General features: G+C 46.9%; 10 protein-coding genes. 6 read left to right on the forward strand and 4 right to left on the reverse strand.

Annotation, left to right across the window (positions count from 1 at the left end; translation table 11 throughout):
- Positions 1 to 149 precede the first annotated feature (149 nt).
- The 6 genes from CA267_RS11260 to CA267_RS11285 all read left to right on the forward strand — a co-directional run bounded on the left by CA267_RS11260 (position 150) and on the right by CA267_RS11285 (position 9,289).
- Positions 150 to 1,145 carry an aldo/keto reductase gene (locus tag CA267_RS11260; RefSeq protein ID WP_075607390.1) on the forward strand — a complete coding sequence of 332 codons (996 nt, stop codon included), beginning with the start codon at positions 150 to 152 and terminating at the stop codon, positions 1,143 to 1,145.
- An 881-nt stretch (positions 1,146 to 2,026) separates the two neighbouring features.
- Complete coding sequence (locus CA267_RS11265; protein WP_075607389.1) at positions 2,027 to 5,071, forward strand: TonB-dependent receptor; 3,045 nt, start codon at positions 2,027 to 2,029, stop codon at positions 5,069 to 5,071.
- Between the two features lie 180 nt (positions 5,072 to 5,251).
- Entirely contained in the window at positions 5,252 to 5,989 is a 738-nt protein-coding gene (locus CA267_RS11270) for a SapC family protein (RefSeq protein ID WP_075607388.1), read from the forward strand.
- A gap of 22 nt (positions 5,990 to 6,011) precedes the next feature.
- Entirely contained in the window at positions 6,012 to 7,046 is a 1,035-nt protein-coding gene (locus CA267_RS11275; RefSeq protein ID WP_075607387.1) for a cupin-like domain-containing protein, read from the forward strand.
- Positions 7,047 to 7,084: 38 nt separating this feature from the next.
- Complete coding sequence (locus CA267_RS11280; protein ID WP_217358066.1) at positions 7,085 to 8,572, forward strand: tryptophan halogenase family protein; 1,488 nt, start codon at positions 7,085 to 7,087, stop codon at positions 8,570 to 8,572.
- Positions 8,573 to 8,575: 3 nt separating this feature from the next.
- Positions 8,576 to 9,289, forward strand: coding sequence for a DUF6445 family protein (locus CA267_RS11285; protein WP_083638184.1), 714 nt, complete (start codon positions 8,576 to 8,578; stop codon positions 9,287 to 9,289).
- Positions 9,290 to 9,982: 693 nt separating this feature from the next.
- On the opposite strand, the gene CA267_RS11290 is transcribed toward CA267_RS11285, so the two are convergent.
- The 4 genes from CA267_RS11290 to xylB all read right to left on the reverse strand — a co-directional run bounded on the left by CA267_RS11290 (position 9,983) and on the right by xylB (position 16,687).
- A complete protein-coding gene (locus CA267_RS11290; RefSeq protein WP_075607386.1) occupies positions 9,983 to 11,692 on the reverse strand; it encodes a glycoside hydrolase family 9 protein in 1,710 nt (569 codons plus the stop codon).
- A gap of 109 nt (positions 11,693 to 11,801) precedes the next feature.
- Positions 11,802 to 13,724: a sialate O-acetylesterase gene (locus CA267_RS11295; RefSeq protein ID WP_075607385.1), complete on the reverse strand. Its 1,923-nt coding sequence runs from the start codon at positions 13,722 to 13,724 to the stop codon at positions 11,802 to 11,804.
- 68 nt (positions 13,725 to 13,792) lie between these two features.
- Positions 13,793 to 15,112 carry a xylose isomerase gene (xylA, locus tag CA267_RS11300; protein WP_075607384.1) on the reverse strand — a complete coding sequence of 440 codons (1,320 nt, stop codon included), beginning with the start codon at positions 15,110 to 15,112 and terminating at the stop codon, positions 13,793 to 13,795.
- 114 nt (positions 15,113 to 15,226) lie between these two features.
- Positions 15,227 to 16,687, reverse strand: a complete 1,461-nt coding sequence (xylB, locus tag CA267_RS11305; protein ID WP_075607383.1) for a xylulokinase — start codon at positions 16,685 to 16,687, stop codon at positions 15,227 to 15,229.
- Positions 16,688 to 16,739 lie beyond the last annotated feature (52 nt).

A 16,739-nucleotide genomic window follows, 5' to 3' on the forward strand; every position in this document is an offset into this window, starting at 1 on the left:
CCATGGAGCAGCGAAAATATATCCAGAGACGTTGTCTTACAAGCAGCATCTCTGGTCCACATTGACTGACATTACGTATTTCTGACATTGCGTAATGAATATGCCCCGGCGTAGCTGGGGTTTTTTTATCAACCAAGGAGCGAACAACCATGCCAAACGGCTCTATTTCTACGCGCCAGCTCGGCTCTTCCAAATTACAAGTTAGTGAGGTCGGTTTGGGTTGCTGGCAGTTAGGCGGCGACTTCGGCCCGATAAATGAAGATACTGCAACAGAAATTCTGGAACAGGCGGTACAAGAAGGCATTACCTTTTTTGATACCGCAGACGTGTATGGCGCTGGCCAGAGTGAAAGTTATCTTGGTCACACACTAACAAAAATTGCGCCTGATGCTGTTATTGCCACCAAATACGGGCGGGGCGATTGCTCTTATCCCAACAGCTACAGCTTTAATAATTTACGGGATTCTGTTCTGCGGTCTCAGGACAGGTTGCAACGAAACTGTCTGGATCTGCTGCAGCTACACTGTATTTCTCAGGCTGAGCTGGAAAAAGAGGCTATTTTCGATTGGCTTCGGGAAGTGCAACAACAAGGGCATATTGCGCATTTTGGTGCCAGTGTCGAAACTCTGGAAGAAGCGCATATCTGTACTGCTCAGGAAGATTTGGCGTCATTACAGATTATCTTCAACTTAATGCGCCAACGCCCGTTAATGGACCTTTTTGACGAGGCAAAGGAAAAAGACGTTGGTATTATTGTGCGACTTCCTCTAGCCAGCGGCATGTTAAGCGGAAAATTTAACAAGAATACATCCTTCGATAAATCCGATCACCGCAACTTTAACAAAGATGGTGAGGCATTTAGCGTGGGCGAAACCTTCAGTGGCATTGAGTTTAATAAAGGTCTGGAGCTGGTGAAAAAGCTGGAAACTTACAAGCCGGCTCATCTGGATATGGCCGGGTTTGCTATGCGGTGGATCTTAGATCACGATGCCGTGTCCAGCATAATTCCAGGCGCAAGTTCACCTAAACAGGTAAGCCAGAATGCAGCAGTTGGTCAGGCACAACGCCTTGACTCAGCACTGCACGACAAGCTGTACCAACTTTACCTTAATGACATTGAGCCTGCTATCCGCTGCAAAATCTAGTTTACCGCACAGCGATACGATCAGGCAGGCCGCTTACAATACTTACTAATAAACGTCTACACCGCCCAATAGCTCAGTCGAAACATCCTGAAAGGATAAACCGCGTCCGCTGTTGGCGGTGAACGAATCGCGGCCGGTAAATTCACTGCGGGTCTGAGTCATACCACGAATAATGGCACTTCCCTTTTACCTCTATGACCTCAACCGAACCTTCTTCATTTGATTGCTGCGCGTAAGATGAGTGCATTACAGTTAGTTACGATAACGCTTTAAATGATTTTGAAACCGACTATTGATGTCTCTGATATTGCTTTTGTTCTTCCTGAACATCGGGGTTCTCCGCTGCGAATTAACTTGGTCGTTTTATACGCTTTATTTTTCACCACATCTTGTTCGGTTTGTAGTCGATGCGGTGAGTGTGGATAGTGATTCAGAACCAGGGGCTGATCCACGCAAGGGAGAAATAACACAAGTTAAAAAATCAATTGCCGCAACAAAAAATTAACAAAATGACGTGAATTTGGGGTTTATATGCGGGGGTTGACCTGTTTTGCGCGATGAGTAGCAACAGTCTTTGGGAACTTCTTTACCTACTTTCCACCACCACACACTCGATTCTGGTTTTCGATATGTCGCATATTTGTTAAAAATTTAGATGCAATAACGATTTTTCGCAACATCGATTTAACTGAAAAGGGAGTAAAATTGTCTCGTAGCAATTGAAAGTGCTGTTTTTCCAGTGCAGAAAGTATCTGGCACCATAAATTGTTTACGTCAACCAAAAATGACGAGAGCAAGGTAGCGATTTTACATACTGGGTTACTTGTTCTTTGATTTGTAGTTTTGGATCAACTAAAAAAAGGCAAGAGGGACAACTGACAATGAAAACACATAAAAAGTTTAATAGATCGTTACTTTCCACTAGCATCTCACTGATGCTAGGTGGTGCTGTCATAGCCCCAGCTGTGGCACAAGATGCTCCCGCAGATGGCGCTGTTGAAGTTATTGAGGTTAAAGGTATGCGCGGAAGCTTGCAGGCTTCAACCGCAGTAAAGCGTAATTCTATGGGGGTAGTTGATGCTATTTCGGCTGAAGATATCGGTAAATTCCCTGATACCAATCTGGCCGAATCATTACAACGTATTACCGGTGTTTCCATCAGCCGCGATAACGGTGAAGGGTCACAAGTTACGGTACGTGGCTTTGGCGCCGGTAACAATATGGTGACCTTAAATGGTCGTACCATGCCAGCCGCATCTACTTTTAACGGTGAGGGCGGTGGTTCAAGAGCCTTTGATTTTGCCAATCTGGCGTCTGAAGGTATCAGTTCGGTAGAAGTTTACAAAACAGGTAAGGCGAATATTACCACTGGTGGTATTGGTGCAACCATCAATATCTTAACCGGTAAACCACTTCAGTCTGAGGGTTTTGTTGCTTCGGTCGGGGCCAAAGCGGTACACGATACCACCAACCGCGCTGGTGACGATGTCACCCCTGAAGTGTCAGGCCTGTTTAGTTATACCAATGATGACTCGACTTGGGGGATTTCACTGACAGCAAGTCATCAGGAACGTGATTCAGGCGCGGTTGGCGCAACAGTGAATGACTGGGGTATCTACTATTGGGACGATATTGCTGATCCTGATAGAGCTTGGAATAACGTTAATACCGAGGTAACAAATGCCCCAGAGCAAGGTCAGTTGTATTCTCGTTTTTATGATTTACGTTATGAGTTCAGCGATACTCAACGTACTCGTGATAACGCCCAGTTAACGCTGCAATTTGCCCCTACTGATGCTCTTACTGCAACCGTGGACTACACCTTTGCTGAAAACCAAATCCAGCGCCATCTGGGTCAAAGCGGCAACTGGATGCAACAGGGTGATAATATTAAGGCGGTGGAATTTGATGATTCAGAAATCGCCACCATGGTCTATGCCACAGAATCTTATGCCAACGGCATTGATGAAGGCCACGAGCAGCAAGATAGCGATCAAACCAATACTTTAACATCGCTAGGGGCAAATCTAGAGTACCGGGTTAACGATGATCTAAGTTTCAAATTAGATGCCCATGATTCTGAAATGCATAGTCGTGGTACTGGCCCTTACGGCACGGGTTCATTGCGTATGGCGTTAGCCAACCCAACCGTTGTTTCAAGAGAATGGTGGTTTGGGGGAGAATTCCCAACTTATGCAAACGTCTATAATGATTCCTTGGGCGGTAATCCAGGTTTCCCACCTAATACTAACGGTATGGTTGACAATGGAGACGTGAGTTCTACTATGCTTAACTTGCTTCAGGCTGATCAGAAATCCACCGTGACCCAAATTAAGTTAGATGGGACGTATCTGTTGGATAATGGCCGTTTTGATTTTGGTATTGAAACTCGTGATATGGAATCTCACACCCTTAGCTATGCCGCTCAAAACGTCGCATTAGGTAACTGGAATGGTGGTTATCCTGGCGAGTTTGGTGATTTAGTTCAACCGTTTGATATCCAGGGTGAGTTTGATGACTGGGATCCACGTCCAGGTCATGGTTTCATTGCCAATGCGGTAGATATGTACGAAGCAGCCCAGAATATTCCGCGTTATAGCGATATTGTACCAGTCGATATGAGCCAAACCACTGACAATCTGGTGGATGAAGAAACCCAGGCGGCTTACTTCCAATTTGCCTTGTATGGCGACTTGGGTGATATGCCTTTTGATATTTTGGCTGGTCTACGTTACGAATCGACAGATGTATCTTCAAGCTCGTTGGCTGCGGCTTATAAGAGTGTTTGGGAAAGTAACAATGACGTGGCTATTCGGGTAGATGATAGCCAGCCTTCTTCATTAGCAACGGCTGAGGCCAGCTATGATAACTTGCTGCCCAGTTTCGACCTGACGTTACACATTTCTGATGACCTTATTGGTCGTTTCTCATTTGGTAAAACCATTGCGCGAGCTGGATTGGGCAGTTTAGGTGTATCTGCTTCTGGTTTTGGTGCCGGTAGTGGTTCAACCTTGTTGGGGGCTGTACCCACTGCAGATGCATCAAACCCTGGTTTATTGCCGTTAGAATCCACCAACTTTGATTTGTCATTAGAATGGTATTATGACGAGTACAGTTATGTATCTGGTGGGGTATTTGAGAAAAATGTTATCAACTTTATCGGAACTCAGCAGGTAGAAAGAGAATTACTGGATATTCGTAATGTGACAGCGGGACCTAGAGCCCAGGCTGCAGCCGCAGAGCTGGGGGATCTTGGTGTGCCACTTAACGATGATAATTTGTATGGTATGCTGGTTTTCACCGAGAATAACGCTAGCGCCGATGCTGAGTATGTATCATTGTATGGCACCGGTTATACTCCAGAGGCAAATACTTATTTGGCGGAACGAGAAGGCTGGGATGTGGAGTCAAATTCAAGCGACCCCGCTTATACGTTCAGAACGGAAACACCAAATAACGGCAGAGAAGCGAAAATTTACGGTATGGAGTTTGCCGTACAGCATTTCTTTGGTGAGACCGGCTTCGGCGTACAGGCTAACTACACCATTGTGCGCGGTGATGTGGGCTTTGATAACGCAGGCGACCCAAGTGTATCTCAGTTTGCGTTGGTGGGGTTAAGTGATACCGCTAACTTGATTGCCATGTACGAAAAAAATGGTTTACAAGCGCGTATCTCCTATAACTGGCGTGATGAGTACTTAAACGAAACCAGCCGTGGTGGCTTTGCTAACCCGCGTTATATTGAGGCTTACTCTCAAATCGACGTAAATGTCAGTTACGCGATAACGGAAGCCCTGACCGTCTCACTTGAAGGTTTGAACGTGACCGGTGAAAACAGTCGCTCTCATGGTCGTAACTACGCCATGATGTGGGATATGTATGACCTGGGTGCTCGTTACCAACTAGGAGCCCGTTATACTTTCTAAATAACCTTAACTTGTTATTTAGAGATGAGCACACCCGTAATTAAGCCGCTGCTTTCAGCGGCTTTTCTTTACAAGGTCTTTTACGATAACCTAGAGCCTGTTCATCTTAGCTTCCAACATAAATAATGAACAAAGATAAACAGGCTCTAGCCTACAACAGTTTGAAAACGGAAAAGTCAAATGACCCAACACGTTTTACTTAATAATGCTCAACATCAGCACATCAAAGTCATTAACCAATTTCATGCACAATATGGCGATAATGTTGCTGGCGCTATGGTCTTCCCTACCGAATTCGTTGAGCTACAAAAAGAATATCCCATTGTGTTTCGACGTGATGCCGAAACTGAAAAATATCAGGCAATGGCCTTATTAGGTATTCAACAAGGTGAAAACCTTTATCTGGATGAGTCACTGGATTCAGGTTGGGCGGCGCATTACATCCCGGCCACTTTAGCTCGAGGCCCATTCTTAATTGGTTTTCAGACACAACAAGAAAACGGTGGAACACAAAAGGTACCGGTGATACATATTGATATGGATCACCCCAAAGTTAACGAACAGAAAGGTAGAGCCCTGTTTTTGGAACATGGCGGCAATAGCCCTTATCTAGAGCATGTGTCGACAATATTAAAAAATATGCATCAAGGCATAGCGGCTAATGATGCTATGTTTGCCGCATTTAATGAATATGAATTAATTGAGCCAGTGAATATAGAAATTGAGCTGGATAATGGCGAAAAGAGTCGCTTGGTAGGTAATTACACCATTAACGATAGTAAGCTTCAGTCACTTAATGCTGAGCAGTTAGCTAAATTACACCACGCTGGCTTTTTACAACTCGCTTTTGCAGTCGTGGCGTCTATGAGCAATATAAGAAAGCTGATTGAAATGAAAAATCGCCGTGATCGTGGTTAAACTTAATTGGCCCATCTGAAAAATGACAACCGTTACCACTAAAACCAAAGTCATCGATAACTGTACACCAGGACAACTACCTGTCGAAGTGATTACAGCAAGCGAACCGGTGATCCTTAAAGGCCTGGTAAAACACTGGAAACTGGTTGAGCTCGGTCTTGAGTCAACCCAGTCTACTGTTGATTATTTAAAATCCCATTACAATGGCAGGCCATCCTTTGGCTATTTTGGTGGGCCGGAAGTTAAAGGACGCTTTTTTTATGATGAACAGGTCACCCGCTTAAATTACGACAATAAACAGATCCAAATTGACGAATTTCTGGATCTGATTGTCGCGACACTGAATGATTCCGCACCGCCATCTTATTATATCGCTTCTAATTTGATCGACAGCCACTTTCCGCGACTTAGGGCGGAAAATGATATCGACATACCCCGACCTGCGGCGGAATTTCCGGTGGAACAGAACCGTGCCGGGATCTGGATTGGTAATCGTACTACGGCTTGTTGCCATTATGACGCCTCCGACAATCTGGCCTGTTGCATGGTGGGTAAACGCCGCTTTACCCTGTTTCCGTCCGATCAAATCGCTAATCTTTACCCTGGCCCACTGGAGCTGACTCCTGGAGGACAAGCTCTGAGTATGGTGGATTTTGCTAATCCTGATCTGGACAAATATCCCAACTTTGCAAAAGCCATCGCCCATGGCCAGATTGCCGAGCTGGACGCCGGTGATGCCCTTTTCTTGCCCAGTATGTGGTGGCATCAGGTGGAGGGGTTGAGCCGGTTTAATATATTAATCAATTACTGGTGGAGTGAATCGCCCCGCTTTACCGGCGCCGCAATGAATGTGCTTTATCACGCCATGTTGAGCTTGCGCGAAAAACCGCCACATGAGAAACAGGCATGGAAGCATATTTTTGACTATTACATTTTTGGCGACGGAGAACAGGCCGCCAGGCATTTGCCTGAGCAGGCCCAGGGCTTTCTCGGCAAGCTAGATCCCGACAAGTCACGCGCCCTGCGGGCGATGTTATTAAATAAACTGAATCGATAATAAAGGTGTCCCGCTGGACCTCCTGTTGAGTGAGAATCATTTTGCAAAATAGTAAAGTAAAAAAAGTTGTTATTGCTGGTGGTGGTACCGCAGGGTGGGTGGCGGCCGCCGGGTTATCCAAACAGCTTGGTAAATTAGTCGAGGTGGTACTGGTAGAGTCAGAACAGATCGGCACCGTAGGTGTAGGAGAAGCCACTATTCCTCCTATGCGAGTATTCCATTCCTTACTAGGTATTGACGAACAGGAATTTATGCGTGCCACCGAAGCTACGTTTAAATTAGGTATCCTGTTTAAAAACTGGGGGCAAATAGGCGACGAGTATATCCACCCCTTTGGCACCACAGGACAAGGTAGTTACCTGGCCGATTTCCAGCATTTTTGGTTACACGGACAGAGTAAAGGTATCAACCAAGCCTATGGGGAGTACAGTCTGGAAGTGCAGGCTGCCAAAGCCAATAAATTTGTTGTACATAAAGGTGGCAAGATCAATTTTGCCTACCACCTCGATGCCACCCGTTATGCCCAGTATTTACGACAATTCAGTGAACGACTGGGAACTAAGCGGATAGAAGGCAAAATCAAGCAGGTACAACAACATCCCAACGGATATATTAAAGCCTTGCAGATGGAATCTGGCGAGTTAGTTGAAGGTGACTTGTTTATCGACTGCACCGGATTTGCTGGTTTACTGATTGATAAGACTTTAAAAGTGCCATTTGAAGACTGGGGACACTGGTTGCCTTGTAACAGCGCGATTGCGATTCAAACTGAATCGGTTGGTCCGGCCAATCCATATGTTACCTGCACCGCCCACAACGCAGGATGGCAATGGCATATTCCTCTGCAACACCGTGTCGGTAATGGCAATGTGTTTTGTGGCGAGTTTATGAGTGATGACCAAGCCAAACAGCACTTGCTGAATAATGTTCAAGGCAAAGTATTAACCGAACCGCGGGTAATTAAGTATAAAACCGGACGTCGCCAGCAATTCTGGGCTAAAAACTGTGTCGCGCTAGGTTTGTCCAGCGGTTTTGTTGAACCACTGGAATCAACCAGTATTTACTTGTTTATGAATGGTATTATTCGTCTGATGCGGTTATTCCCGTTTGATGGTGTGACAGAACCGTTAATGAATGAATACAACCAGCAGTCTATCGATGAGCTGGAAAATGTGCGTGACTTTATTATTTTGCACTACCATGCAACTGAACGTGAAGACAGTGAATTCTGGCGCTATTGTAAAAATATGTCAGTACCAGATTCCTTGTCACATCGGATGGATCTATTTAGACAAAATGGCACTGTGCAACTCGGCGAGAAAGAGATGTTCAGGTTGGAGTCATGGGCACATGTAATGATCGGTCAAAGGTTAATTCCCGAACAATACCACAAGATATTCAACACCATGTCAGATCAAGAGCTGACTGGGTATCTAGCCAATATTCGCAATCAAATAACCGAAGTGGTGAATAAATTACCGACCCATCAGGATTTTATCAACCAATATTGTAAAGCATCGAGCTGACTTATGGATGTGCAATTATCTCTCAACAAAGATATGGCCGTTAATGTTCAGCGCTTCGGTAACGAACAATTGCCGGTATTGGTCATCGACAATTTCCTTGCCGAGCCTGAGTTACTGGTGGAGCATGCGTGTCGGCAGTCGTTTAAACATAATTCCCAGTTCTATCCCGGGATTCGGGCGGTGGCACCCAAAAGTTTTCAACGGCTGTTACTGGGTTCGTTAGGCCGGACTTTTAAACAAGTATTCGAATTGCGAGGCAATCAGCTAGGCCTTTCCATTTGTCACTATTCAATTGTCACCACTCCCGCTGATCAGCTACAACTGCTCCAACGTATCCCTCATTTTGACTCTATTGAGCAAGACCAACTTGCGGCAGTATATTATTTGTTCAAACAAGATCTAGGCGGCACGTCTTTTTATCGTCATCGTAAAACAGGGTTTGAATATGTTGATGAAAAAAGACAGACCGACTATTACCAATCACTTGAAAGTGAAAACGGGACAACAAATATTCCTCAATCCGGTTATATTAATGGCGACTCCGCACTTTTTACCCGCATTGGTGAAGAACAAGGGATGTTTAATCGATTGATTGTTTACCGCCGCCAATGTCTGCATAGCGGTTCAATCAGCTCCGATTTTGTTCCGAATCCCGACCCGCGTCAGGGCAGATTAACAATTAGTGCTTTTATTGATTGCATAGATACAGGATCTTAAGCAATAACGGGTTGATCTATGTGAAGTCAATTCACAAAAAAGTTGAGGTTGCGCCTATGGCATAACCAAATTCGGTCGCCAAAATAAAACAGAAAAATAAAACAGACACACAAAGGCGCAAATGAATATTACTCGACTATCTCAACCTGTTAAATCCTGAGGGAGCCCCACGAATTTAGCATCCACTCTTTCGCAGGGCAACCGCAGCGGTTAGTTCATCCAGCCAGCGAATGGTCTTTTTCCATTGATGCAGGGCAAACCGTAATGCTGTGTCAAACGCTATTAGGCCAAGAAAGTGAAAGGACAGAACGGATTCGGTTTTCGCTATTTGCCTGAAAGCGCCGATGCTTGTTGGTGATAACCAGCATCATACCCAGAAGAACAGCCACCAATGAAGCCAGCGAGGTTAGCAAAACCAGAACGGTAATGCGTGTTTTGGTTGTACTTCGATTGTTGTAATTCTGGATAGTGATTCAGAAACCTGCACTGATCAACGTAAGAAATAACAGAAAGTTAAAACCAATGTCCGAAACGAAAAATTTACAATGAATTTCATTTCATGCGGTTTTGTGTAGGTAACTGCCATTTTTAGCAATGAACAATAATATTGAGCGAGTGTGCTAGCAGCGTGGTCAAAGAATGTTATTCCACCGCGCTGCCAGCTTTTGAAGTGCAACTACCGTATAGCTACGCTTAGTGGTCTTGGGTGATTTGCGCGGCTAAGGAATATACCAGTGGCGCGTTCCAATTAATGGTGACTTCGTTGGTGGCGTAACTGCACCAGTCATCTATGTAGGAACGTGCCGGTACGGCAGACGGGTAGTTGCAACCGTCCTGCTGCCCCGCATGCGGGCCACCGACCAAAAATCCGGGAACAGGGTTTAACTGATCATCGGCGCGAGATTGTCGATGATGAATGTTCATCGGCTGGCGGCTGCCAAAACCGGTAACGTAGCTGTACCCGGTTGGGTTTAAGCCCAACACATAATCGTTCAGTCGTATGGCTGCTTGGCGAAATTTGTCCTCTTGTGTCAGTTGCCATGCTTGCCAAAGCACCATAGCATTGTTCATGGCAACGCCGTTACTTCCCCAGACAAAATCCTTCGCTGCCATCGCCACGCCGTAAGCTGAATTGTCGGCTTCATCTATCAGTTTGTTCGCCAGCGAGAGCAAGTGAGTTTGCAATTGATTGCGCTTATTGGCATCCAGATTCTCACTGTCTTTTAACAACGAAATCGTTCCCAGCAACGCCACATTAGACCAGCCTGGCGTGACAGGATCGCCTTGATAATCCAAAAATGCCTGCAGATATTGCGCTTGTCCTGTGGTGAGATAAAGCTCGGCAGCGGCCCAGGCGAATTCGTCACTCACATCGTCATCACCGTATTCACCAGTATGAATGTCAGACTCGTTGTGATAAATGCGCTGCGGGTTCTGCTGCGCCCACTGCCAGGCTAATTTTGCTGCTTGTTGATACTGTTGCGGATTTTCGTAAGGTAGGCGGCTGGCAACAGCCATAACCGCAGCAAAATTGAGTGTAGCTGCGGTGCTCTTGCCGGTAACGACACGTTGCGCTGTCGCTTCTGCGGGCATTACGGCACCGGCAAAATATTTTGTGGTTAATTTGTGATTTACGCCGCCGTCCGTGTCTTGCATGGTCAGCAACCAGTCCAAATTCCATTTTACTTCATCCAGAATATCGGGAACGCCGTTGGTTGATTCAGGAATATTTAGCTGGCGCTGCTGGTAAAAGCGGGGGAAATCCAGATACGTGCGCATTAAGGTATAAGTGGAAATACCGCTGTTGACCACGTACTTATTGTAATCACCGGCGTCATACCAGCCTTTGCTGGAAGAAAAAGCTTTTTGGCTGATTCTTGCTTCGGCGTTTAAAGGGATCACATTGGTGTCGGGATGACCTGCTTTGCGCTGCCAGACAGAGGCAAAGGCAGGGTCTAGCGCAGTGCTCGCACGATTAAAATAATAGGCTTTAATAGCGGCGTCGTGTGCATCTTCAAGTAATGAAGAACCAATATAAAACGGCGGCGAAAACTGACCACTTGCAGAGCGAATGCGATATTCGCCCGGCTGATGAACCTGGCTGAAATCGGCCATGCTTGCTGTTTCATCCGCCAGTTTCCAGTATTTTGCGCCGGTGGATTTGCCTGAGAAAACGGGCTTCAAGGTGGCAGTGTTAATAACGGAAAAGTCAGCTGCTGAACCAGGTATGATGGCCACTTTAGACCGATCAGGTGCATAACCCAACTGGTTGACTTTAATTTCCTGAACTGCCTGATTCGTCAGTGTAGCGGAAGAAGATACCTTTTCCCCTACGGCGCCGCAGCCTTGTAACGCTGTCAGGTAAGCGCCTATCAATGTTAGTTGACGTAGTTGTTGCTTCATAGTTGTTCGCTTTTAGTCGCAGGTTCAACGTCTTATGCTATTACAATACTGTAAACGTCGTGTTGTTAAAATTGACCTGGAGGTTCCGATTTTTCTTCTTCCTGTCTGGTTATTCTACTGCTGCGGCAAAAGGTGCTGCAGGAAGGCCAGCGGAATCCGCCAGGCCAACTACCGGATTATCTCCCCAGGCGTAGCGTACAAACTTCGGCTCTGGAACATCGGGATGACTTAATGTAACGCGTAGATTGTCAGTAGCCACCTTTGCCCATCTGAACACTTTATCTTTACCGGCAATGGCAAAGCCACTGTTGTCATCGCGGGTCAGTATCAAGGGAGGATGTTGTTCGGCAAATTGTAGCACCAGCTTCTGCTGATCCCTGCTAACGTTTAAAAGAACCGGCCCCTGATAATCGATGTTTCTGGCATAAGCAAGATTTTCCGCAGCCAGCGCCAATCGTTTGCCAACCGTGGCTTTATTCACAGGGTGAATATCATTCCATTCACCGATATCCAGCGTAACAATGCTTGCCGTGTTTGCTACTTCCTCAGCTATTTTTACCTGCTGCTCTCTGACCTGCGCCCAGGGCGTGTCGGTGGGTAACGGGCGGCGCTGCATAAAGTTGGTAAGCTGTACCACAAGAAAAGGAAAATCACCCTGATCCCAACCTGCTCTCCAGTCGCCAATCATGGTGGCCAGCTTTTCTTTGTAACGGGTAGGGTCGCTGGTGTTGGATTCGCCCTGATACCACAATGCGCCTTTAATAGGAAACCCCAACGCTGGCGCGATCATGCCGTTGAAAAGTCCCATGGGTTGCCAGCGCACAAATGTCTGTGGGGCTAACGGCTTGGTCTCGGCGGCTATTTTAAACTTCCAGTCACCGGTTAAGCTCACACGCGCGTCGTCATTTCCCAGATAGTAAGATTTATCAGCCACAAAGCCTGTTTCACCGCTATTCGACACCACCCGAATGGCGATTTGATTTTTGCCTTTATGCAGCAGTGACGCAGGCACTGTATACCGCCGGGGCGGGTACTGATATGTGGTATTTCCGACTTTCACACCATTAACATAAACTTCATCCGCATCGACAATGCGCCCCAGCCGCAGTGTTAAATCGTTTCGGGGCGCTTTAGGAAGTGTGACTGCGCGGCGAAGCCACCAGACACCCGCAAAGCTCTCATTTTTGCCTGTTTGCAAGGATGGCATGGAAATGGTTTCCCAGGCACTGTCATTGTAGTCAGATGAAAGCCATTTCTGCTGGTAACCGGTATCGGCATCTGCCAGAGCGGTGTACCAGGTCGATTGTCTTTCTTGATCATTTTTTTCAATTGACGCTACCAGCGCATCATCGGCGTACCGCTTTCCGGTCGCCAATGCTTCGGGAAAGGCAGAAAGTGCCTTTTCACTCATCCAGGCTTCAATGGGAGAACCGCCCAGTGAAGCATTAATAATTCCAATGGGCACTTGTTCACTGAGATATATCTGACGCGCAAAATAGTAGGCGACAGCAGAAAGTGAACGGATATTGTTGGCCGTGGCGGTTTGCCAGTTGCCGTCTTCGTAGTCATCTTGCGGAGCAATAAAATTGTAACGATCAGGAACGGTAAATTCCCGAATTAACGGATAATTTGCCTGGCGCACATCTTGTGGATAGGCTTCCTCCACCCGCGCCATGGTCAGTTCCATATTCGATTGGCCGGAAGCCAGCCATACATCACCAAAATATACCTCTTTTATGGTAACCGCTTGCGAGTTACCGGTATTGCTTCCTTTAACGGTAAGCGTGTGCGGCCCCCCAGCTTCTTGCTTAGGAATAGAAAGCGACCACTTACCATCTTTCACTTGCGCAGTGCCGATTGTTTTATCATTCAGCAGCAAGGTGACGGCGTTCTCATCAGATGCTTGCCCGCTTATGGGAACAGCTACCTGACGCTGCAGTACCACACCATCGGAATACAACCGATGAAGTTGCACTTCTGCCAGTGAAGCGGTGCTGGTAAATAACAGTAAACAAAAAAGCGGCGCGCGCATTCGGGTTCCTTAAGATATAAAAAAAGTGCAGATGGTCTGCACTTTTTTTAATTAACAATCAGGCATTCTTAGCGGAAGATTGCTTGGTTTACCTGGTTTTCCAGCAGTTCCTGCTGACCAGAAACATGCTTGGGAGCAAGTTCTTTGTCGGCAGCAAAACCGGCCAGTGTTTCCAGTGAATAGTCACCACTAATGATTTTCTTGCCTAAATCAGCTTCCCAGCCGCCGTAACGCTTATCTTTGGCTTTGGTAATGAAATCATTTTCAATAAGGGCGGCTGCTTTTTTCAGACCCAGCGCGCAGGTATCCATGCCGCCAATATGACCGTGGAACAAGTCTGCAGGGTCGATGCTTTGACGGCGCAGCTTAGTGTCGAAATTAAAGCCGCCAGAGGTGTAACCGCCGTTTTTCAGGATTTCATAACAAATTAACGTCATCTCTTCAACGCTGTTAGGGAACTGGTCTGTGTCCCATCCCAGTTGCGCGTCGCCGCGGTTGGCATCAATGGAACCGAAAATTCCCAGGGCAAAGGCCGTGGCAATTTCGTGGTGGAAAGAGTGACCGGATAGCGTTGCGTGATTGGCTTCGATATTGACGCCAAACTCTTTCTCAAGACCAAACTCTTTCAGGAAACCATAAACTGTCGCGGTGTCGTAGTCATACTGATGCTTAGTCGGTTCCTGTGGTTTAGGTTCAATAAGCAACAGTCCATCAAAGCCAATTTTGTGTTTATGTTCTACCACCATATTCATAAAACGACCGAACTGCTGACGTTCCCGTTTCAGGTCCGTATTTAACAGCGTTTCATAACCTTCGCGACCGCCCCATAACACATAATTCGCTCCGCCCAGTTTCTTCGTTGCATTCATTGCATGAAACACCTGGGTTGCTGCGCGAGCAAAAACTTCAGGATCAGGGTTAGTAGCTGCACCAGACATATAACGAGGATGGCTGAAAACGTTAGCCGTTCCCCAAAGTAGCTTCATGCCGGTCTCTTCCTGCTTTTGCGCCAGTACGTCAGTCATTTGGGCAAAATTACTGATATAACTGCTGATGGAATCGCCTTCAGGTGCAACATCGATATCGTGGAAGCAGTAGAAAGGTGCACCAAGCTTGGCAAAAAATTCAAATGCTACATCCGCTTTCTGTTTTGCACGCTCCATGGCATCGCCAGCTTGAAGCCAGGGACGGCCATAGGTGCCGCTACCAAAGACGTCGGCGCCGTCCCAGCAGAAGTTGTGCCAGTAACAGGCGGCGAAGCGCAGATGATCTTCCATCGATTTGCCAAGAATCATTTCCTGCGGATTATAATGTTTGAATGCCAGCGGATTAGTGGAGTCAGCCCCTTCAAATTTGATCGGGCTAATGTCGCTAAAAAAATCTGCCATAAATTACTCCAGTGGTTGGGCGCTGGGCCCATGAATGTATTTGCGTTAATACTCGGTAAAGTTGGTCTCTCGCACAATTACGTAAATTGGATAAACTTTTGTGTTTTTTATTTGTTAAACGAATTGGGGCTCCACTGCAAAATACAGTTCCCGGAATTTTTGCCGGCGATGCAGGTAATAATCGGCTAACGCTTCGTTAGGTTGATAGCTGTGCTCAAGGGTAGGAATTGGACAGACAGACGCCACCTTTTGCTCCGGGTGCATAGCCAGTTGCGCCAATCGTGCCGCGCCCAATGCCGGGCCGACGTCTCCCCCTATACGCAAGTTCATGGGAATGCCACTGATATCTGCCAGCAGCTGACGCCAATAGGCGCTTTTAACGCCGCCACCAATCAAGCTTATGCCTTCCACCTGCACGCCACAGCTATGCACCGCATCTATACCATCGGATAATGCCATAGATACACCTTGCACTACCGCCTGCGCCATATGAGCTCGGGTGGTCGCTGCGGTAATCCCGAAAAATGAAGCCTGAGCATTGGGATTATTATGCGGGGTGCGCTCACCGGTTAAATAGGGAAGAAAAATAGGTGTAGCCGGGTCTTCGGCTTTTGTGTTGGCTTCAATATCCATAAATAGTTCGGCGACATCTTTATAGCCGCTGTTATTGGCAAACCACTGTAGACAACTTGCGGCACTTAGCATTACCGACATTAAATGCCAACGGTCGGGCAGCGCATGACAAAAACTATGAACGGCCGATTCTGGCTTAGAGCGAAAATCCCGGGTGACGGCAAAATATACCCCTGATGTACCCAGCGAAAGCATGGCTTGCCCAGGATTTACAATTCCGCAGCCTACCGCACCGGCAGCGTTATCACCGCCGCCAGCAACCATCGCCACTTTGTTCATTCCCCAGCGCTCAGACAATTCCGGCTTGAGGTAACCTGTAATCTCGTTACCTTCAAAAAGCGCTGGCATGTGCTCTTTGCTTAACCCGCAGACGGACAGAAGCTCATGGCTCCACTCCCGTTTGCCGGTGTTTAGCCAGATAGTGCCTGCGGCGTCTGACATATCGGAGGCGAAGTCACCTGACAACCGAAACCGAAGGTAGTCCTTCGGTAGCAGCACTTTGGCGACTTTGGCGAAAATGTCAGGTTCATTCTCTTTTACCCATAGCAGTTTGGGGGCGGTGAAGCCGGGCATTACCAGGTTGCCGCTTATGTCATGTACCGCAGGCACGGCATCTTCAATTTCCTTACACTGCTTTTCGCAGCGCCCATCGTTCCAGAGAATGGCGGGTCTTAGCACTTTATTGTGCTCATCAAGCAGGGTTGCGCCGTGCATTTGTCCGGCAAGACCAATGGCTTTAACTTTAGAAAGATCCTGTTGTTGCTTTAGCGCATCCAAGCATTCGCAGGTAGCAAGCCACCAATGTTCCGGGTTTTGTTCAGACCATAAAGGCCGGGGAATGGAAACGTCGAGCAAGGCTTTTTGCGTAGCGACAACGGTGCCATCTTCGCTTGTCAAGATGACTTTAACGCCCGACGTACCTAAATCTATGCCTATGTACATGGTGTAAATTTACTTAAAGAATCAAGAGTACCCGTATGCTGATTATCTAAAC

The organism is Alteromonas pelagimontana, assembly GCF_002499975.2.
GTDB classification, from domain to species: domain Bacteria; phylum Pseudomonadota; class Gammaproteobacteria; order Enterobacterales; family Alteromonadaceae; genus Alteromonas; species Alteromonas pelagimontana.

What these genes read in the sequence shown, in the direction of transcription:
- CA267_RS11260 (WP_075607390.1), top strand. Translation starts at nt 150, where the DNA reads ATGCCAAACGGCTCTATTTCTACGCGCCAGCTCGGCTCTTCCAAATTA.
- CA267_RS11265 (WP_075607389.1), top strand. Translation starts at nt 2,027, where the DNA reads ATGAAAACACATAAAAAGTTTAATAGATCGTTACTTTCCACTAGCATC.
- CA267_RS11270 (WP_075607388.1), top strand. Translation starts at nt 5,252, where the DNA reads ATGACCCAACACGTTTTACTTAATAATGCTCAACATCAGCACATCAAA.
- CA267_RS11275 (WP_075607387.1), top strand. Translation starts at nt 6,012, where the DNA reads ATGACAACCGTTACCACTAAAACCAAAGTCATCGATAACTGTACACCA.
- CA267_RS11285 (WP_083638184.1), top strand. Translation starts at nt 8,576, where the DNA reads ATGGATGTGCAATTATCTCTCAACAAAGATATGGCCGTTAATGTTCAG.
- CA267_RS11290 (WP_075607386.1), bottom strand. Translation starts at nt 11,692, where the DNA reads ATGAAGCAACAACTACGTCAACTAACATTGATAGGCGCTTACCTGACA.
- CA267_RS11295 (WP_075607385.1), bottom strand. Translation starts at nt 13,724, where the DNA reads ATGCGCGCGCCGCTTTTTTGTTTACTGTTATTTACCAGCACCGCTTCA.
- xylA (WP_075607384.1), bottom strand. Translation starts at nt 15,112, where the DNA reads ATGGCAGATTTTTTTAGCGACATTAGCCCGATCAAATTTGAAGGGGCT.
- xylB (WP_075607383.1), bottom strand. Translation starts at nt 16,687, where the DNA reads ATGTACATAGGCATAGATTTAGGTACGTCGGGCGTTAAAGTCATCTTG.